Annotated in this window: 14 protein-coding genes and 1 other RNA gene; 9 read left to right on the top strand and 6 right to left on the bottom strand. The window is 30.0% G+C overall.

Annotated features, from left to right (window positions below):
• Positions 1 to 122: 122 nt before the first annotated feature.
• An RNA gene (gene rnpB, locus FZC36_RS00075) (RNase P RNA component class A) lies at positions 123 to 534 on the bottom strand.
• A 223-nt stretch (positions 535 to 757) separates the two neighbouring features.
• Here rnpB and FZC36_RS00070 point away from each other — a divergent pair.
• The 6 genes from FZC36_RS00070 (at position 758) to FZC36_RS00045 (ending at position 7,816) form a co-directional block, all read left to right on the top strand.
• A complete protein-coding gene (locus tag FZC36_RS00070; RefSeq protein WP_148971967.1) occupies positions 758 to 1,405 on the top strand; it encodes a hypothetical protein in 648 nt (215 codons plus the stop codon).
• Between the two features lie 33 nt (positions 1,406 to 1,438).
• The gene (gene priA / locus FZC36_RS00065; RefSeq protein WP_148971966.1) at positions 1,439 to 3,589 is read left to right on the top strand and encodes a replication restart helicase PriA; all 2,151 of its coding nucleotides are present in this window, start codon (positions 1,439 to 1,441) and stop codon (positions 3,587 to 3,589) included.
• 86 nt (positions 3,590 to 3,675) lie between these two features.
• Positions 3,676 to 5,094 carry a DNA polymerase III subunit gamma/tau gene (gene dnaX / locus FZC36_RS00060; RefSeq protein WP_187440113.1) on the top strand — a complete coding sequence of 473 codons (1,419 nt, stop codon included), beginning with the start codon at positions 3,676 to 3,678 and terminating at the stop codon, positions 5,092 to 5,094.
• 14 nt (positions 5,095 to 5,108) lie between these two features.
• Positions 5,109 to 5,651 (top strand): L-threonylcarbamoyladenylate synthase, encoded by a 543-nt coding sequence (locus FZC36_RS00055; RefSeq protein WP_148971964.1) that lies wholly within the window; start codon positions 5,109 to 5,111, stop codon positions 5,649 to 5,651.
• 74 nt (positions 5,652 to 5,725) lie between these two features.
• Positions 5,726 to 6,418, top strand: a complete 693-nt coding sequence (locus tag FZC36_RS00050; protein ID WP_148971963.1) for a 16S rRNA (uracil(1498)-N(3))-methyltransferase — start codon at positions 5,726 to 5,728, stop codon at positions 6,416 to 6,418.
• Between the two features lie 135 nt (positions 6,419 to 6,553).
• The gene (locus FZC36_RS00045; protein ID WP_148971962.1) at positions 6,554 to 7,816 is read left to right on the top strand and encodes a diaminopimelate epimerase; all 1,263 of its coding nucleotides are present in this window, start codon (positions 6,554 to 6,556) and stop codon (positions 7,814 to 7,816) included.
• 118 nt (positions 7,817 to 7,934) lie between these two features.
• Here FZC36_RS00045 and FZC36_RS00040 read toward each other — a convergent pair whose 3' ends face one another.
• Together FZC36_RS00040 and FZC36_RS00035 are read right to left on the bottom strand one after the other, a co-directional pair.
• The gene (locus tag FZC36_RS00040) at positions 7,935 to 9,743 is read right to left on the bottom strand and encodes a DNA translocase FtsK (protein WP_148971961.1); all 1,809 of its coding nucleotides are present in this window, start codon (positions 9,741 to 9,743) and stop codon (positions 7,935 to 7,937) included.
• Between the two features lie 81 nt (positions 9,744 to 9,824).
• The gene (locus FZC36_RS00035) at positions 9,825 to 10,673 is read right to left on the bottom strand and encodes a hypothetical protein (protein ID WP_148971960.1); all 849 of its coding nucleotides are present in this window, start codon (positions 10,671 to 10,673) and stop codon (positions 9,825 to 9,827) included.
• A 190-nt stretch (positions 10,674 to 10,863) separates the two neighbouring features.
• Here FZC36_RS00035 and FZC36_RS00030 point away from each other — a divergent pair, with 190 nt between their 5' ends.
• The 3 genes from FZC36_RS00030 to FZC36_RS00020 all read left to right on the top strand — a co-directional run bounded on the left by FZC36_RS00030 (position 10,864) and on the right by FZC36_RS00020 (position 13,309).
• Positions 10,864 to 11,136 (top strand): ribosome-binding factor A, encoded by a 273-nt coding sequence (locus FZC36_RS00030; protein ID WP_148971959.1) that lies wholly within the window; start codon positions 10,864 to 10,866, stop codon positions 11,134 to 11,136.
• A gap of 29 nt (positions 11,137 to 11,165) precedes the next feature.
• On the top strand, positions 11,166 to 11,951 hold the full coding sequence (locus tag FZC36_RS00025) for a TatD family hydrolase (protein ID WP_148971958.1): 786 nt from the start codon (positions 11,166 to 11,168) through the stop codon (positions 11,949 to 11,951).
• A gap of 134 nt (positions 11,952 to 12,085) precedes the next feature.
• Positions 12,086 to 13,309 (top strand): CCA tRNA nucleotidyltransferase, encoded by a 1,224-nt coding sequence (locus tag FZC36_RS00020; protein ID WP_148971957.1) that lies wholly within the window; start codon positions 12,086 to 12,088, stop codon positions 13,307 to 13,309.
• 165 nt (positions 13,310 to 13,474) lie between these two features.
• On the opposite strand, the gene FZC36_RS00015 is transcribed toward FZC36_RS00020, so the two are convergent.
• The 3 genes from FZC36_RS00015 to FZC36_RS00005 all read right to left on the bottom strand — a co-directional run bounded on the left by FZC36_RS00015 (position 13,475) and on the right by FZC36_RS00005 (position 17,341).
• Positions 13,475 to 14,359, bottom strand: a complete 885-nt coding sequence (locus tag FZC36_RS00015; RefSeq protein WP_148971956.1) for a hypothetical protein — start codon at positions 14,357 to 14,359, stop codon at positions 13,475 to 13,477.
• A 135-nt stretch (positions 14,360 to 14,494) separates the two neighbouring features.
• Positions 14,495 to 15,667, bottom strand: a complete 1,173-nt coding sequence (locus tag FZC36_RS00010) for a type II secretion system F family protein (RefSeq protein WP_187440112.1) — start codon at positions 15,665 to 15,667, stop codon at positions 14,495 to 14,497.
• Between the two features lie 252 nt (positions 15,668 to 15,919).
• The gene (locus FZC36_RS00005) at positions 15,920 to 17,341 is read right to left on the bottom strand and encodes a GspE/PulE family protein (RefSeq protein WP_148971954.1); all 1,422 of its coding nucleotides are present in this window, start codon (positions 17,339 to 17,341) and stop codon (positions 15,920 to 15,922) included.
• Positions 17,342 to 17,410: the final 69 nt, after the last annotated feature.

The raw sequence follows: 17,410 nt of genomic DNA, 5'->3' as shown, positions 1-17,410 counted from the left end.
AAAAATTTGCATAAAGCATTAAAACTATTAAGCAAAATTAAATCCATAAAATCAATTTACAAGAAAATATTTAGACATGCCTATGATTAGCTTACTAAATTAATAAATCACTAAAATAAACTAAAGTTTGGAAATCTATAAGCCGGATTCTGTATTAACTGTCATTTATCTACATGCGATATCACTAACGCACTGAAGCACTCAACCCGAAAATTAAATGAAGGTATTTTCTGTTCGAGTTTGCTCCGAGTAGGGTTTACCTTTTCCTGCCTTGTTGCCAAAATCAGAGGTGCGCTCTTACCGCACCTTTTCACCCTTACCAAAAAACAAATCATTCAAGAAACTTAAATAACTCTAATTATTGGCGGTAATTTTCTGTGGCACTTTCCCTAAGCTTACGCTCGCCTGTTGTTAACAGGTACTCTTCCTTCATGGAGCCCGGACTTTCCTCTGCTATTTTCTTAGATTCACAATACAAGCAATAAATACAAATATGTAAACAAGAAAAATCACAGCGACAGATTGATTTCCACTTGAATTTTATTTGTTAATTCATAATTCCACAATACCTAAATCACAAATCACTAAACAACCTAAACACATCTTGATATCAGAATGATAGATGTCAAACAGGCAGATATCAGAATGATGACTATCAGAGTGATAGATGTCAAAGCTCTCAAAGAAAATAAGAAAATATGTAAATTAAACATACAGATCTCTGATCTATTCTAAAATAATAGTATAATTAGGGATTATGAAATTCGATCATTTAATTTTTGCTTCAGTCAATTTGTTTTTAGCCTTTTACACTTTCTTATTATTCAAGAAAAACCATTCTTATAAATCTGACAACAAGAACAAACAGCTTGTACAAAGAAATCTAGAAAAAGAATTTAACTTCATAGCATCTAATCAAGATTCTTGGTCTAAGTTTGCAATAAAACAAGATAGATCAATAAGCAAATGGTTCATGCAAAATGACATAGAAGTAAAAAGAATTCAGAAAGAATCGTACGAAAATATACTAATATACACAATTTTCTTAGAAATTGACGAAGGAAAAATAAATAGGATAAAAGAAATTCCATTCGGCTGCGTAAAGATAGTTGAAATGCAAAAATTGAATAAAAAAGTAGAATTAAAAATAGATCTAATATTAAGCAAAATAATCAAAACTAATGAAGAAGAAGCACAAACTGAAACCACTCTAAACCTAAGCTGCATACTTGATAACGAAGATGATTGGTTAATTTGCATAAATGGAATTTGGTACGCTAAAAACGATAAAATACCTGACATAAAAGTCATAAAAACATCTTACGATCATGTTGTAATACAATATCAAACTATGAATGGACAAAAAACTGACAAACTCTTTGTAGGCAAGCCAAAGTCTATATAATGCATCTATACAATGTGGAATCAATAAACAAACATGACAAATAAAATAGATATTATAAAAAGCATGAATACAGTTGATGTTCTTTTGACCTATTCCTGGAGCGCAGATAATCTGTACACATATAAAACAGAAGGAAATATAGAGCCTGGCACTTTAGTAAAGGTAGAGGCAGGAAGCAAGGAATCTATTGGTGTTGTTTGGAATTCACCATCCAGAAACACACAAACATCACTTAAAAATATAGAGATAAAGAATATCAAAACTGTTCTTCCTTATAAAATAACTGAAAGTTCAATGGAGTGGATTGATCTAGTATCAAATTATACTCTTATATCTAAATCACTTGTATTAAAAATGGTATTAGGATCTTTTTCGGAAAAGCCAGGATATTTCTGCTCGAGTCATGATTTAGAAAATATAAATGAGATCTTAAATACACAAACTTCAAAAACTTCAAGTCAAAATTCAAACAAAGCAACTATTGATATAGAAACTAATATGGAAAATATAAACCCAAAACAAACTTACAAATTCACAATATCAGACACTGAATTAAATCTTATAAAAATAAAAAAATTACTAAAAGAAAATCATATCTCATCTATAAAATTCCCAATCTTACAGAAAAAACAAAACCCTTTCGAGTTCTCAGAGGATCAAAAGAGCTGTGTAGCAGAGCTTTCTAAGTTAAATGGATTTAATCCTGTGCTCTTAGAAGGCCAAACAGGTTCTGGAAAGACAGATGTATATTTCGAATTAGTAAAAAAAGTTTTGAAACAAAATAAGCAAGTTCTGATTATACTTCCAGAGATTGCCCTTGCAAAGCAGATCAAGCAAAGATTCATTAACTCATTTGGATATTCTCCTTATGTTTGGCACAACAAATCCAAAGATTCTGTATGGAAATGGGCCTGTGAAGAAGAGTATGGAGTTTTAATAGGAGTAAGATCTGCAATATGGATACCTTTCAAAAATCTAGGATTAATTATAGTAGATGAAGAGCATTCTAATACCTATAAACAAGAAAATGGACCTCGCTACAATGCAAAAGATTTAGCCATTCTAAAAGCAAAGAAAGAAAACTGTCCAATAGTATTAGTTTCAGCAACACCATCACTAGAAACAGTTTGGAATGTACAAAACAAAATTTATAAGCATATAAAATTAACCAGACAAATAAAACATGAATTAGATATAGAAATAGTAAAAACTAAAACTTGGATGTCTCAAAAGCTGAAAACTAATATCGAGAAAACTTTAGAAAAGAAAGAGCAAGTAATGCTTTTCCTGAACAAAAGAGGGTTCGCTCCTTTTGTAATATGTGAATACTGCAATTACAGATTGTTATGCTCAGAATGCAGCACAGGAGTCGTTTGTCACAAAAACTTTTACACACATTGCACTTATTGCGCTAAGAAAGAAAAACTACAGAAAATATGCCCATCTTGCAAAGAAGAGGCTAATTGGAAAATGTATGGAATAGCTATACAGAAAATACATCAAGAAATGCAAAATATGTTCCCAGACAAAAATATACAAATGCTCAGCAGTGATGAATCAAACGAAGTAGATGTAGCTATTAAAAATATACTTAGCGGGAAGATAGATATAATAATAGGAACACAAATACTTGCCCAAGGATGCCATTTTCCTAACTTAACTTTAGTTGGAATAGTCCAAGGAGATGTAGGAATGCACACTGGAGACATACGACATACAGAAAGAATGTATCAGACAATCACTCAGGTAAAAGGCAGGTGTGGGAGAGCAGATAAAAAAGGGAAAGTCATCATACAAACACAAGATGATGAAAGCATTTTACTTAAATCTATAGCTGAAAATAAAACAGATATTTGGGTAAAAGAAGAAATGGAAATGAGACAAAATCATGATCTTCCTCCATTTTCTAGAATGATTAGAATCGTTTTTGGATCTTCGTCAGAGGCAAGTATAGAAAAGTTTGTACATTCTATAAAAAAACCTAAAATATCTGCAGAAATACTAGGGCCAGCTCCAACACAGCTAACAAAATATAAAAATCAATACAGATGGTCTTTCTTGATCAAGTACAAAAAAGGGCAATTCGTACAAAAACAAGTCAAATTATGGATTGATTCTATAAAATCGAAACTGCCTAGAAATATACAAATTATAATTGACGTAGACCCACAAAGCTTTTACTAGGAATCCTTATAATCAACACTATCAGTAGATATTCTAACTTTATTGAATTTTATTATTTTTTGTCGGATCATGAAGTTATGTGTAGCTTGCCAAATAAAATGAGACCCAGAAAATTTTCAGAAGTAGTTGGTCAGGAGATGGCAGTTAAACTTCTACATGAAGGGTTAAAGAAAAATATAATAGGATCTGTTTGTCTATTAAATGGCCCAGCAGGAACAGGTAAAACAACACTGGCAAGACTCATAGCGCAATGGAATTGTTGTGAAAATATAAAAGACAAAATCACAAAATCAAATTCAGAAAATGAAGCAAGTCCAAATACAATAAATGTGGAAGAAAATGATCTCTGTGGTCAATGCACAGGATGCAAAGATCTAATAAATGGATCACATCCTGATGTATTAGAGTTAGATGGAGCTAGCAAAACAAGCGTAGATGACATAAGACAATTACTAGAAGGTTATATATATAGACCAGTAAAAGCGAAAAAAAGGACATATATCATAGATGAAGTTCACATGCTTTCTAGAAGCGCTATAAGTGCGTTACTTAAAACATTGGAAGAGCCTAAAGAATATGCACAATTTGTTCTTGCAACTACAGAAATAGAAAAATTACCAAAAACTTTAGTTTCTAGATGCTTCAAAATAAATTTAGAAAGCATAAACAAAAATAAAATCTCAGAGCATATTAAAAATGTAAGTGACAAACAAGGATATTATATAGAAGATGATGCTGTAAACAAAATCGTATTTTCGTCCAAAGGATCAATGAGGCAAGCTTTATCTATACTTGAGCAAGCTGCTATAGTTTTTGAAAACAAAATCAAATCAGAAAACCTAGATCAAATGCTTGGACTTGCATCCTCTGATCAGGTAGAGAATATGGTTCAAATGATACTAGACTATAATCTAGAAGGAATAAAAAACACTATAGATAAGATTTTAGAGAATGGAGCTGATCCATTAAATTTTATATCCCAAATTCTTACCTTTATAAGAAAAAAAAAGGCAGACAAAAAGTCCATAACAATAGGATTCATGTTAGCCCAAAGCTGTGTAGACTTAAATAAAAGTCCTTACCCAGCAGAGTTATTAGATATGTATATATTAAAAGCAGCACTTTGCTTAAAAGTATTTCCAGAAGATAGCACTACTCAAAATGATTGTCAGAATAACCTTAGTTCTAGTAAGAATGAACAAAATTTTAGCGAGAACGATCAGCCTGTAAACTCTCATGATTTTGGTAACAGCAAGAAGACCCAAACTAAGACAAAAGATTCACAGGCTTTCGTGAATAACTCGAATAGATCTGAAAAATCTGAAAAACAATCGCTAAGCCAATTGAAAGATGAAAAACACACCACAAATAACAAGGCATACCAAATAGATCAAGAAAGCAAAGTAGTAAGTAATAACACGCAAAATAACTCACAAGCAAACGATACTAGCAACACTGATTTAAGAAACAAAGCTCTAGATATGTTTAATAAAGAAAATAAGTAATATAATCTCGAATCATGCCTAAAAGTAAAAATATACACGAAGTATCTAAATTAATAGAAAAGGGTGAGGCTGTTATATTGCCCACTGAAACTGTATATGGAATAGGGTGTAGATATGACTGCCAAGATTCTATAGATCGTATTTTCTACTTAAAAGAAAGAAATATAAACAAACCAATCACATTACATATAACTAAAGCAATGCTAAGTATTTTTGACATAGATAAGAAAATTTTAGAATTAGCCTATAGAATTTTCCCAGGACCCTTTACTTTAATAGTGAAGTCTAACAAAAAAGCAGGTTTCCACTCAAAAAGCGAATATACAGGAAAGATAGGGATAAGAATTCCTGAAAATAAAATTTTCCAAAATGTAATAGAGAAAGTTGGCGTGCCTTTTTGTATGAGCAGTGCAAATATATCAAACCAAGAAACTCCAATATTGTTTGAAAATATACCCTTTGATATAGAAGGAATAAATGATGATCGAAATATTAGAGGAAGCTCATCTCTGATAATAGATGCGTCTCAAGAATCAGCTTCATGCAAGAGGATCTAAAGAATTAAAAAGTAAATCTGCATTTAAACATGAAACGCTATTAGTGTAAAAGCATATGAGAAAGGGGAACAATTATGATTAGATTATATATAGAGGGATGCAAGCCAGGAAAGGTTCATCTAAAGCTAGATCAAATACATTATCTGAAAAATGTAATGAGAAAGAAAAACACAGACAAATTGGAAGTTTTTTATAATGGAAAATCTTGGGTTGCTGAAATAGAATTTCCGAATATTAATGTAACTGAAGAACTGAACAATGCAAATAAAACCACAAAGCCAATTTTAGGAATAGCATCTATAAGAAAAAATAAAATAGAAATGGCAATAGAAAAAGCTACAGAGCTTGGAGCTAGGGAAGTATTTATTCTCAAAACTGATAGAACAAATCATTATTTCGATGATCTACCCAGACTAAACAAAATAGCAATAGAAGCATGTGAACAAAGTAGAAATAATTTAGTACCTAAAATAAACAAACTAACAACTTTGCAATCATTTTTAGAATTACACACAAATCCCAATGTCTGTCATGCTTTTGATAGATGTTTCTTAGAAAATAATAACTATATAAACAATGTAGTTAAAAATGAATTCAATATTAATCCTATTCTAATAGGCCCTGAAGGAGGATGGTCTGATAAAGAAATAGACCTCTTTATGCAATATAATGTGAATTTTGTAAAAATACATGAAAATGTTTTAAGAGCAGAAACTGCTGCAATCTCTGCTCTGACGCTTTGGAATGAACATAATAATAAAAATTAGATACAAACAGTACTTGCGGCATCTTTCTACTTATCTTGTCACTATAACAGTAAAAAATATTTCTGCTATGAAATTAAACATAATACAAATAAAAGCTTTACAAGAAAAAATTAAGATAGCATTCTATTCATTAATATGTGCCGTGAGAATGAAGACAAAAAATTACAAAATAAATCAAGATTTATAAAAGCTCACGGATTAGGAAATGATTTCGTCATTTTCTTCTCAGGAATCGGAAAAGAAATGTTTTCAGGAAGGGAACATTGCTTTGCAATGTTTGCACAGGAGAACATAATACATATTGCAGATAGAAAACTAGGCATAGGATGTGATCAAGTTATATATGCAGAGTCTATTCATGAAAGAAGTATAGGAAACAAACATGGTAATAATATTTCAGAATTATGTAACCCACAAACTAATTACATAGTAAAATTCTGGAATTCTGATGGATCACACGCAGCATTCTGTGGAAATGGAATCAGAGCTGTAGCTTTGTATATTTTCGACAACATTTTGTCCAATAATCTAATCTGCAAAGACAATAAAACTTATAACACAAACAAACTCGTAAATAATGACATAAGTAATGCCAATTTAGAGTTAAGTTTATATACAGATTCTGGATTAGTAAAAGCAATATATACAGGAGGAGAAATAACATATTCAATGCCATGTGAATTTTTTGCAGAAGAAATCTCTGAGATTGATAACTCTAAACAGAAAAATCCATGCATTCCACAAAATAAAAACATTGCTCTGAAAAAGAAAATAAACACAAAGGATACAAGCAAATCTGAATTCTTTAATACATGCGAAATAGGTTTAGAGGAAATTTCTGCATTAGATGCTTTTCATGTTTTTACTGTAAATACTGGAAATAATCATATAGTAGTAATAAATAATCGAGAGGCAAAATGGGATCACGATATCAATATATTCAAACACCTAACCAGTATGTTCAACATAATCTGGATCTGGCCTAATGATAAATCAGTAGATAAAAAACAGAAAACAAAAAATAAAGAAACCTCAACGACTGAATCGAATATTATTACAAAAGATAATAAATTAGACATAAACTCAGACAATTGGAACATAATGCCATATGAAAGGGGGGTAGGCCCAACTATGGCATGTGGCTCTGGAACTGCAGCTGCAGCCTTTGTTTTATGGACTTTACAAAACCCAGTACAACTAACAGAAAAAGCGTCGGATCTTAAATGTAAAGTGGAAAGAAATACGAATACAGAATGTAGTAGGACAAACACAAAAGATGAATATAAAAAATTAATCTTTCATACTAAGCTGGGCAAGATAGAAATGAGCAGAGATTCTAACAAAATATGGCAAAAAGGACCTGCAGAAATATCATTCGAAGGAGAAATAATTATCTGATGCCATAATAGCACAATATTTTCTAGGCATAGTTAATATAAAACTAATTTCTTATCTAATAAAACTTTCATAATCTAACTCCCCCTCAGCATAAGTCGTTTATTTAACGCTTATTGCCTTACTTTAAAACCTCTCTTTTACCTGTTCTATCAGGTGTACTAACTATTCCTTGCTTTTCCATTTCTTCCACTATTTTCGCTGATTTATTATATCCTATACTCAACCTACGCTGTAGATAGCTTATAGAAACTTTTTTCTCTTCTAGCACTATTCGTAGAGCCATCTTATATGTCAAATCCTCACTATTTCCGTTATCTAGATTAGAAAGATCTTCTATTACATGCAATTTTATATACTCAGGTTTACCGCTTGCTTTCAAATGCCCAATAATTTTCTGTACCTCATCATCAGACACAAATGGGCCTTGCATTCTTATAGTAGGCTGACCAGGAGAAAGATAAAGCATATCTCCCTTTCCTAAAAGTTGTTCTGCACCACTATTGTATCCCATAATAGTTCTGCTATCAGTAGAAGAAGCTAACTGGAATGTTATTCTTGTAGGGAAGTTAGATTTCATAGTTCCAGTAACCACATCAACAGAAGGCCTCTGGGTTGCCATTATTATGTGTATACCAGATGCTCTAGCCATTTGAGCTAATCTTTGTACAGAAATCTCTACTTCTTTACCTGCAGTAAGCATTAAGTCAGCAAACTCATCTACTACTACTACTAAAAATGGAATCTCAGTTTCTTTGTTTTGTTTTGCTTTCTGGTTATACGAATGTACATTTCTTACCTCAGCCTTGGACAGCAATTTGTATCTTCTTTCCATTTCCTGAACAACCCATTTCAAAACCTGTATAGCTTCCTTAGGATCTGTAACTACCGGGCTCAACAAATGAGGAATATCATTATAAATAGAAAGCTCAAGCATCTTTGGGTCTATAAGTATAAACTTACATTCATCTGGCGTTTTAGAATATAAAAGTGAAAGCATCATGCTATGCATAGAAACAGATTTACCAGATCCAGTAGTTCCAGAAACCAAAAGATGTGGCATTTGAACCAGATCAACTACAACTGCTCTTCCAGCTATATCACAACCTAATGCCAAAGGAAGACTCGCAGAAGTATTCATAAAATTATTAGAAGCTAAAACTTCTTTCAAAGTAACCATATTTCTAACTTTATTCGCCAGCTCAATACCTAACAAATTTTTTCCAGGAATAGGGGCTATCCTTGCAGACAGAGATTCTGTAGATCTAGCAATATCATATGCTAAATTAATTATCCTAGAGGCTTTTACTCCCGGCGCTGGCTCAAACTCAAAAACTGTAACTACCGGCCCAGTATGTTTATCTAATAAACGACCTTCAACTTTAAATTCTTTCAAAACCCTAGCAAGCACATCTTTAGAAATAGTTTCAGCAGTTTTATTTCTTATAGAAGACAAAAATGATATTGATGGCATATTAAATTTATTAGACTTTTCGTTACCAGATACTTTTTCATGAACATTTAATTTTTTAGCAGGGATGTCCTGATTATTAGAGCTATTAGCAGGCTTCTTGTTTTTTGGTTTGTTAGATAAAGTTTTTAGATTCCTCTGTTTAATCTTCTTATACAATAAAAACACAATCAGAATTCCATATGGTATAAAGGCAGCATAAGTAGGGATGTATCTAGAGTTTATTTCTCCAAACATACCTTTCCCAATTCCGAAATTATTTAGCAAAACACTATTAGAGAAAAATAAAACTATAGAAAGGGCATTTCTAAATGCAAAAGGAATAAAAATGAATTGTATATGGAAAAAGCTTTTAAAGAAACTAAATAAACTTACAAGCCAATAATCATTATTAAGATTACTAGAAAACAAAAAAGCAATAATAATAGACAAAGCAAATCTCAAGGATAAAGAAATCATTTCTGATAGAATATCATATTTCGAAGTTTAAAATAGCATATTTAAAGGTCTTAACATAAATTAAGATCTCTTGAATAATAGCTATATTTTATAGTTTGCTGTAATTCCTATCATACCAAATTTAGATTTAAGCTTAAAATTCTTTTTATTAAAATCATCATTAGATTTGAATGCAGGTATATCTTCATTAGCTATAGTTCTAACCCTTATTTCTTTTTCCAGTGATGTAGAGAAAATGTAAAACAGATCCATGGTAACTCTTTTGTGAACCATTAGCCTAATACCAGATCTAAACACTAAGTGAGGTAGCAACAAATTTTTCCCTGAAAATTCGTACTCTTTCCCATTCAACCAAGCCTTATTTGAAAATCTACATAAATTTAATCCTGTAGAAAGATACATTTCCATTTTATCTACCACACTTAATCCTGCAGAAATTAAAAATGATCCAAAGAAGTTTTTGTGTTTTATCTCTATTTTGTCACCTTCTAATGCTAAAATCATTCTGTTTTTCATTAATCCTATTTCGAAACAGTTAGATAAAGAAAAAATATTCCTATAAACCTTAACTATATTCAACGACAATGCACCATAAAATGGATTATTTCTCTCAGTATATTTTTCTAAATCACTGTATCCCATGTCTTTGGTTTTAAATCCATATTTAGGATTAGAAGTTCCTGCGAATGTAAGTCCAATTAAAGTATGACTGCCTTTTAGATCTTCATATAATTCAGCTTTAGAAACAGATGAACAAAAAACCATGCAACATAAAATTAAACTACTAAAAGAGGCAGCTGTTCTTTTGACAATACTTTTATCATTATTTATAGAATCAATAGAGTTCTTAAAATAAAAATCTGCTATATTCTTACTTAACAATCTAGATAAAAAGTAAAACTTATTTAACAAGTTATTTAATAATTTCATAATCTAACGTTAATAATATAATAAAATGAACTTTTTTTACATACAAAGTCAAAAAAATGACTAAGAATTGCACTTTTCTGCATTAAAATACAACCAATCATCAACGACATATGAGTCATAAAGTGAAGATTTATTACCATTTGTATATTATTATTTTGTGGTTAGTGCATTTTTGTAGTATAAATCTTTTGTGAAACCTTACAAAAGAAATATTAGAGCATCAGAACATTTTCTTGACGCAATACGAGAGATTATCTGGAAAATGTTTGGCAGTATTTGCACAGTTACCAGAGTAAAAATGAGCAAAGATTTAAAATATGCAGATATTTATTGTAATTTTATAAATGAAGAATCAAAAGACATTATAGAAACTAGCAACAAACAGATTATGAACAAAATAAAACAAAGCTGGAATTCTAAATACATACCAATCCTAAGGATACACGAAGAAGATAAATCATAATGAATATGGTTAATAAGGAGAGTAAGTAAATGAATGGAAAATGGACTGATTCGCACTGTCACTTAGATTATGAGCCAATGTTTGGAAACGTAAAAGAAAAAATAAATAACATGCATCTGAATGAAGTAGGTTGCGCTATGACAATCAGCACTTCTTCAAATACATTAGACAAGATATACGACTACACAGACTACAACTCTAAAATATTCGCCTCTGTAGGGGTGCATCCACTTGATAAAGAAGTAAAGCAAATAGATGTTATTGAAAACTATTTGCAAACTTGGATAGAAAAACCAAATGTCGTAGCTATAGGAGAAACAGGCATAGATTATTTCAAAGATTTTCAGAACACACCTAAAGAACAGAAAAAATCTTTTGAAATGCATTTAGAGTTCGCCAAAAAATATAATAAGCCTATAGTTCTTCATATGAGAGATGCAGAGCAAGATACATTAGACATAATCAAGAAATATCCAGATGTAGTGGGAATAGCTCACTGCTTCACGGGAACAATGGAATTCGCAAAGAAAATATTAGATCTTGGTTGGTATGTATCATTTTCTGGGATAATTACATTTAAAAATGTATCTAAAAATATTTTAGATGTAGCAAAATTCATTCCAAATGAAAGAATTCTTATAGAAACTGATGCTCCTTTTCTTGCTCCAGAACCTCATAGAGGAAAGAAAAACGAACCTGCGTTTGTAAGGCACGTTGGAGAATTCCTAGCAGAATTAAGAAATGTAGATAAAGATTTTTTTGCAGACATAACTACTAGGAATTTTCTGGATTTGATTCAGTATAAAGATAAATAATAAAATATAATAAACTTAACAAAAATACTTAAAATGTATTTAAGTTTAAAACATATCATTATTCTAAAATAGGAATCTTAGAGTAAATGAGAATCTAATAAAAATATAAAGCTAAAAAATAGGAAAATTGTATAATGTTATCAATGAATGGAAAAGAAGATATTTCAAAAGAAAGCGACTTATTCGAAAATTACAAAATAGCGTCAAAAAGTAGTGCCTTATGGTTACAAGAGCACAACTTGCAAAATCTACTTTCTGCGCTAGAGCCAGCTATGGTTGTGGGTGGAGCTGTAAGAAACCACTTGCTTGGAATACAAATTGGAGATATAGATATAGCGACAGAACTAACCCCTGAAGAAGTAATTAAAAAAGCAAGAGAAAATAAGTTCCAAGTCATTCCAACTGGATTACAACATGGCACTGTAACATGCGTGAAAAATGGATTTTCTTATGAAGTAACCACACTAAGAGTGGATGTGAAATCATATGGAAGATATGCTGATGTAAGATTTTCCAAATCATGGAAAGAAGATGCTGAAAGAAGAGATCTTACAATAAATGCACTGTACTTAGATAAAAACGGAAACATATTTGACTTTGTAAATGGGTTAAAAGATATAAAATCCAGAACTATAAAGTTCATTGGCAATCCTGCCCAAAGAATCCAAGAGGATTATCTTCGTATATTGAGATTTTTCAGGTTTTCGTCATTTTATGGAGAGCAATATGATAACTTATCATTTAGTGAATGTAAAAAACAAATAGAAAACCTAATCAAAATATCTAGAGAAAGATGCACTAGTGAACTTTTGAAGATACTGAGCTCTAATAAATTTTTAGAAACTGTAAAATTAATAGATGAAATTAGAATTTGGGATTATTGTGATTTCCCAAAACCAAATCTAGAAATATTAAATAAATTAAATATTAGTGAAAAACAGAAAAATAGGAAAACCAGTGAAATATGTAGATTATCCTGTTTTTACGGAGATTTCACAAAAATGAAACTTTCCAACAAGCAGTATAAAAATGTAATTACATTAAAAGATCTAGTTCTAGAAAATAAATATAACCACATACGATGGCTACATGAATCTACAGATGAATTATTTTGGGATGGTATAATATTAAAAAGCAATTTAAATAATTTTGATTTCCTAGAAAAATGGCGTAAGTATCCATTTCCTTTATCTGGTAAGCAAATCATGGATATAACAAAAATTAATCCAGGACCTAAATTAGGGGAGTTAATAGAAAATCTAAAATCATTTTACTATTCTCAAGAAGAACCTAGCAAAGATGCTTTGCTGGAATATCTATCTAAAGTATATCTGGCCTATAAATCATGGAACATATAAACAACAGATTTTTACAATAAAATTGCTAAGTAACTCATTATACACCGCCTCCATACAATAATTATTTTATTATATGCTGTATTCTCAAATCTAAGCATGTCCATGGTACATAGATGTATAATGTATATATTATAGTATTTATGTGCATTTATAACTTTTTTAACTTCAGAAAGAAACATTCTTATCAGATAACTTGTTATGTTTCTGTGTGAAACTAAATACATTACTTTTAAAAGACATTAATTGCTTAATATGATTAACATTAGGAATATTAGAAAGCTTATTATTCAAATCTAATATCTGTTTTTGATTAATTAATATGTCCTTCTTTAATATCTTGTTATTAATGGATATATAGCTACTAAACAAAATCAACAAACTCAAAGCTATACTATTAGTTACATAGCAGTAGAAATCCATTTTAAAACTTTTTAAGTAAGAAAAAGCTAACATTCCTATAGAAAGCTTAGTTTTTACTTCCACTTCAGAATTAGAATAAGAGTAATCACTATTTATTTCTACATCATCACCAAAGGTTCTTATATATGGCTTAAAGCTATATTTATCGGACATGTAATCAGATATCTCAGCGACTTCTGCACCAACATTTGAGTCCATGACTTTAAAAAATACAATTTTCCCTTTTAATAAGCTAACGCAAACGTTCCTATCTCCTTCACGTATTACCCAAACTTCGCTTATATTTACATTTCTACATAATTTCTTTAGCAATTCGACTTTTTCTACTACTGACCATTTGATTTTCTTATTAACCTTAATATTGGAATAGATCCATACACATAATTCTTTATTATAAAATATTCTTTTAAAGCTCTTGTTTAGAAATAACTTCTTCTCTAGGTTTAGTATCCACTTAATTCTATCTAGAAAATTAAAACCTTGAGGAATTCTTTCTATTTTCATGTAACTTAATGTTTCATCTATTAGACATATATCATATTTAGAGTCACTAATTTTCTCTAAGTTACTATTATAAAAATTATTTCCAACTTGTGTTTTTAAACACATAACTTTACTGCTTAAGATCATAAAACTCCCATAAATTTCAGACAAAATAAAAATCCAAATAAACTAAAATATAAAATATTTCTATAAACCTTAAACATAAAAACAAATATTATATAAAATCACATCATAGCTGAGATTAGCTCTCTAAATATAAAATCATTTCAAATCAGAAATTATATATTGTATTGGAGAAAGAACTACATAAGCTATTAGGCCAAGCAAAACACCAGTGAAGATAAGAACTAAAGGTTGTGCATAATCTTTAATCAAATCTATAATTTCAATCATATTATCCTCATTCGCCTTAGCTAAAAACTCAAAACCTAACTTTATATCTCCAGATTTTTCATAAAGATCTATCATTATTACATCCATGTAATCTAAGTCAGCTCTCTCGAAAGATTTATGTAAACTATACCCACTTAGCAAACTGCTTGTTATGCTGTTTATTTTTTCAACCATTTTCTTATTACTAAAAACATTCCCAGTATTTTTGATAGCATCAGTTAAGTGAACTCCATTGTTAATAAACAAGCTTATAGATTTGTAAAAGAAAGAAAAATCTCTATATCTCCTATAAGCGCCAACTATAGGAAGTCGGTCAATTATGTAATCCAATTTGTAATTAAAATAATATAACAAGGTCATAATCACTAAGAGAACTAAACCAATAGACCCTAAATTATTCCCTATACAATGAATACAATTTAGAAACATAGGGATTTCCAGACTCATGTCATTAAATATATCCACTATGCTAGGAATAAAAAATTTAACCAAAAATACAAAAATAAATACAAAGAAGCTTAATAAGCCCAATGGATATCTCATAGCTTTATTTATTTTTTCTTTCTTTTCTGAAATATTTTTATAATAGTCAGATAAATTTTGACAGTATAAATCTAGGTCACCTACTTTATCTATTAAAAGCAGTGGATATAATGCATTTCTGGGAAAATGTTCTGATTTACTTTTAAAACAATGAGAAAATGACTTTCCATTCTTTATAATTTCATATACATCTAAACAAAAGCTACTCATTTTTATTTTGCATTCAGATATACATTTTAGTGACTTATCAAGACTAAGTCCTTTCGATAAAAATTTATGCAAAAATCCAAACATTATGTACATATCCTTGTACTTAAACATCTTCCTAAATAAAAATTTATTTATAAAAGCAATATAACTTCTTTTTACACATACCAAGTCTATATTATTTCCATTTGTTTGTTTTGAACTTAAAAAATCGAAAACTTCTGCTTTATTTTTAGCATCAATATAACCAAGTGTTTTCTGGTTATTAAAAATATATACATACTTAAACATCATACTTTGCAGATCTCCCAAAAATTTAATCTTAAAACTAAACTAAAACATAATCTCGATAAAAATATACCAATATGCCAAGAAATATTCCCTAATCATTAAGGCTCTGATCTTCTTTATAAAACTGGCAAGCAAAGAAACTAACAATGAAAATAGAGTAGTGTTTATTAATTCTGTGATTTATCTTCAAATCATTTCAACACAACTATTTATTCAATAAAACCAGTTCACATAGTATTTTTCACTTGTACTTTATTCATATTCGCTCATATCTATGCATCTCTTCAGCTCTTCATAACTTGTAATTCCGTTTTTCACCTTATGAATGCCATCCACACACATACTTTCAAAAATCTCTTTCTTCAAAGTTTTATTATTCACAAATTCTTGCATATCATTTGGTTTCAAAAAAACACTCTCAGCAACTACAGTTCTTCCACTAAATCCAATACCTTCACATTTTTCACATCCATTAGATTTAAAAAAGTAATCACAATCAATATGCTTTCTAAGCTGCCCAGAATAACAGTTCTTAACCTCTGTTTTACATGAACACAACTTCCTAACTAGCCTTTGTGCAACAATCCCTTTTAAATATTGGAATATCAAAGTTTTATCTATGTTGAACTCCATTAACCTATCTACAACCCCAGCTATGTTTGTAGTGTGCAATGTTGTAAAAACTTTATGCCCTGTCATTGCTGCTCTTATTGCCATATTGGCTGTTTTCTCATCTCTAATCTCACCTATCAATATCACATCTGGATCTTGTCTTAGAATTGATTTTATCCCATTTATATAATCCATTTTGGGGTATTTGTTGATATCTGTTTGTCTAGCAAAAGGTATTTTAAATTCTATAGGATCTTCTAAAGTTATTATATTATTTGATTCATGATTTATTGATGAAAGAATACTGTACAAAGAAGTGGTTTTCCCAGAACCAGTTGGACCAGTGAATATTATTAATCCATCTGGTATATCTATAAATTTCTCCATATTTTGTTTATTTTTCTCTGAATAATCTATAGATCCCAAAAAGAACTGCTCACTACCATTTAGAATTCGTATAACTATGCTCTCTCCAAACATAACAGGATGACAAGAAACCCTAAAATCTAATTTTTTATTACAAAACTCTCTTTCAAAACTTCCATCTTGTGAAATCCTTGTTTCAGATATATCCAACTCAGACATAACTTTAATTCTTATGCAAACTGTATTCCATTTTTCCTTAGAGAAACTATATCTACTATAAAGAACCCCATCTATTCTGTACTTTATATAAAAGAACCCTTCCTTGGGTATTATATGTATGTCTGATGCATTACTTTTTATAGCTTCTACGATAACAGAATCAACCAAAATCTCTCCATCAACCTCTTTTGAAGAAAAAAGTCTTTCTATGGATTCTAATTTCTGTGGGTAAATCATTTCCATGTAATGATCCATATCAACTTCACTTACATTTACTTTTTTTACCTGATTGAAATCTATATATTGTTTTATCTCTTCGAAAACATGAAGATCACTTTCTTTGTTACAAATTAATTTTAAATTTTTATCTTCTATGCTAACTGGCAAAACTCTATTTTTCTTGCAGAAATCAATCGGTACTTCTTTTAGCAATGAAAAATCTATTAAAAATTCATCAATTTTGTTTGTAGATATCACTTTGTTATCCTTTTTTGTCTAACATAATAATTAACATTCAAGATTATTTATAAATAAAACTTATTTATG

The organism is Candidatus Nesciobacter abundans (assembly GCF_008189525.1).
GTDB classification, from domain to species: domain Bacteria; phylum Pseudomonadota; class Alphaproteobacteria; order CAJXXZ01; family 1604HC; genus Nesciobacter; species Nesciobacter abundans.
Note: the sequence above shows the minus strand (reverse complement) of the source record. Positions and strands in the feature narration are given on the sequence as shown.